This window comes from Mesorhizobium sp. M1A.F.Ca.IN.020.06.1.1, from assembly GCF_004023265.1.
Classification (GTDB): Bacteria; Pseudomonadota; Alphaproteobacteria; order Rhizobiales; family Rhizobiaceae; genus Mesorhizobium.
This window is the reverse complement of record NZ_RZSR01000931.1, coordinates 1-2,346: the sequence shown is the minus strand read 5'-3', so window position 1 is coordinate 2,346 and position 2,346 is coordinate 1. Positions and strand designations below refer to the sequence as shown.

The following is a 2,346-nucleotide window of genomic DNA, read 5'->3' as shown; positions in this document are numbered from 1 at the left end:
AGCCGGCAGCGGACCACGAACTCCTGATAGAGCACGCCGATGACGCGGAATCCGGCATCGGGCTCAGCCAGGATGGCGCGCAGGATACGGTCCATCCGTCCGCGCCGCTCGGCGAGGTCCTCGGCGCTCGGCTGCGTCTCGGCCGGCTCGGGGCGGATGTCGAGCGGCGCGGCCTTGGCAGCCATAAACTGATCGAGCAGGTCGGGCGACGGCCGGCGCTGCGGCCGGATCGCCTCCGGCGGCGGTGCCGCGAGGATGATGGCGCGCGCATCTTCGAGCGTCGCTTCGGGCAGCGGCATCAGCCGCGGCGTGCCGTTGCGCGGGCTCGTCTCGGTCGATCCGATCCGCACGCTGAGCGGGCGGCGCGACAGCGCCGGACCGAGCGCCATGAAATGCCCGCGCTCGAGGTCGCGGAAGGCTTCCGCCTGCCGCCGCTCCATGCCGAGCAGGTCGGCGGCGCGCGCCATGTCGATGTCCAGAAAGGTGCGGCCCATCAGGAAGTTGGAGGCCTCCGCCGCGACGTTCTTGGCGAGTTTCGCCAGCCGCTGCGTGGCGATGATGCCGGCGAGCCCGCGCTTGCGGCCGCGGCACATCAGATTGGTCATGGCGCCGAGCGAAAGCTTGCGCGCCTCATCCGAGACCTCGCCTGCAGCAGCCGGCGCGAAGAGCTGCGCCTCGTCCACCACCACCAGCATCGGATACCAATGGTCGCGCGCGACCTCGAACAGCCCGCCAAGGAAAGCTGCGGCGCGCCGCATCTGGTTCTCGGCATCGAGCCCTTCGAGGTTTAGCACCGTCGAGACGCGGTGGATGCGCGCTCGCTCGCCGGCCGCCTGCAGGCCGCGCTCGGTATGATCCTCGGCGTCGATCACCAGATGGCCGTAGCGCTCACCGAGCGAGACGAAGTCGCCTTCGGGATCGACGATGGTCTGCTGCACCCAGGGCGCGCTCTGCTCCAGCAGCCGACGCAGCAGATGCGACTTGCCCGAGCCCGAGTTGCCCTGCACCAGCAGGCGGGTCGCCAGCAGCTCCTCAAGGTCGAGGGCCGCCGGCGCGCCTGCCGACGTCTGCCCCATCTCGATCGCAACCGTCATATTCTCGACTCGGATAGTCTCCCTGCGCGGGAGGGACTTAGCAACCGGCGTGCGGTGCGTCGAGCATGGCCCAGGGCCTCGGCGCGGTGTTCCACATCTAACGGCAGGCCATCGACAGCTGAACTGGTCCGACCACCATTTCGCTGGCGCAATCCCCCGATCAGCGTATCATCCCTTGAGGGAGGGGTTCATGGCAGGAGGAGGCTTATGAACGTCGCTGCGGGGGTGCCCGTCATAGACCTGACGGTGCAAGACATTGTTTCGTCTGCTCTTTCGAAATTTCGCGCCGGCGACACTGTTTCGACCCGGGCAATGCTCGATGCCATCCGCCAATCGGACCCCGCCTGCGGAGACAGCGACGACCATCTGGTCGAACTGATCGTCATGGCCGCTGTTGGTAAGACCATGGGCGTCGTCTTCGATCACCGCTCGCCCGACGAGCGGTTGCCGCGCCTGTCCTAAACCTCGTTGCGCTGAAAAGGATTAGGCGAGGCGCTGTAAATCCTTGTTTGGGGCATGTCGGTGTCCCAGAACGTGCGCACGTCCGGGCGACATGCATTAGCTTCCCAGCGGATGCGGCATATAACCGACGAAGCCGGTGATCTTCCAGCGCCCGCCGACCTTGCGGCAGAAGTAGAGCGTCTGCCATTTCAGGCGGTCGACGCTGCCGTCGGCCTTGGCGATCGAGCCGTCGAACTTCTTGTGCAGCACAGCACGATCGCCGTCGACGTCGATGTCGCGCAGATTGGTGACGCGGAAAATCGCCTCGCGTAGCGGCTCGGCGAATTCCGTCGCGGCTGTTTCCTTGGCCTGCCGCAGCCATTCGTCGCGATAGATTTCCAGCTTGGGAAACTGCAGCCGCCAGGCGTCGGCATTGGGCAGGAAATGCGCATGCATGCCGAAGAAGCTCTCGGCGATGAAGTCGTCCTCGACCAACGACCAATCCTGGCCGAGGAAGGCGTCGATGTCGCGCCGCACCAGCATTTCCCACAGCGCATGGCGATCGGCATCGCCTTCCGGAAACGGATTCTTGTCAAAGGTCATGCTGGCTCTTCCCCTTGCGTTCGATCAGCAACCCACCGGTCGCATCGCCGGTTCGGGGTGCAGGATGCTCACGATTTGTAATAAAGCAACATGAATTTCCGAAAAATGTTGCTTTCCGACATTGCCTCTTGGAGGATCACCTCTACAAGCGTAGACGGCTGCAAGAACGGTCCTTACGCTCGACAACAGGAGATTCATTTGCCCAAGC

4 protein-coding genes are annotated in these 2,346 nt (G+C 64.8%); 1 reads left to right on the top strand and 3 read right to left on the bottom strand.

Annotated features, from left to right (window positions below; all coding sequences use genetic code 11):
- The coding region (locus tag EOA60_RS29200; RefSeq protein WP_164899630.1) for an ATP-binding protein at nucleotides 1-1,094 on the bottom strand (1,094 nt) is incomplete at its 3' end.
- Between the two features lie 207 nt (nucleotides 1,095-1,301).
- Between EOA60_RS29200 and EOA60_RS29195 the strand changes: the two genes are divergently transcribed.
- Nucleotides 1,302-1,556, top strand: coding sequence for a hypothetical protein (locus EOA60_RS29195; protein ID WP_095823477.1), 255 nt, complete (start codon nucleotides 1,302-1,304; stop codon nucleotides 1,554-1,556).
- 96 nt (nucleotides 1,557-1,652) lie between these two features.
- Here EOA60_RS29195 and EOA60_RS29190 read toward each other — a convergent pair whose 3' ends face one another.
- Both EOA60_RS29190 and EOA60_RS38405 read right to left on the bottom strand, forming a co-directional pair.
- The gene (locus EOA60_RS29190) at nucleotides 1,653-2,138 is read right to left on the bottom strand and encodes a hypothetical protein (RefSeq protein WP_095823478.1); all 486 of its coding nucleotides are present in this window, start codon (nucleotides 2,136-2,138) and stop codon (nucleotides 1,653-1,655) included.
- A gap of 24 nt (nucleotides 2,139-2,162) precedes the next feature.
- Nucleotides 2,163-2,346, bottom strand: a 184-nt coding sequence (locus EOA60_RS38405; RefSeq protein ID WP_206628307.1) for a hypothetical protein, incomplete at its 5' end; no start/stop codon positions are given.

Bases quoted from the DNA above. Each gene is read 5' to 3' on its own strand.
- EOA60_RS29195 (WP_095823477.1), top strand. From the start codon at position 1,302: ATGAACGTCGCTGCGGGGGTGCCCGTCATAGACCTGACGGTGCAAGAC.
- EOA60_RS29190 (WP_095823478.1), bottom strand. From the start codon at position 2,138: ATGACCTTTGACAAGAATCCGTTTCCGGAAGGCGATGCCGATCGCCAT.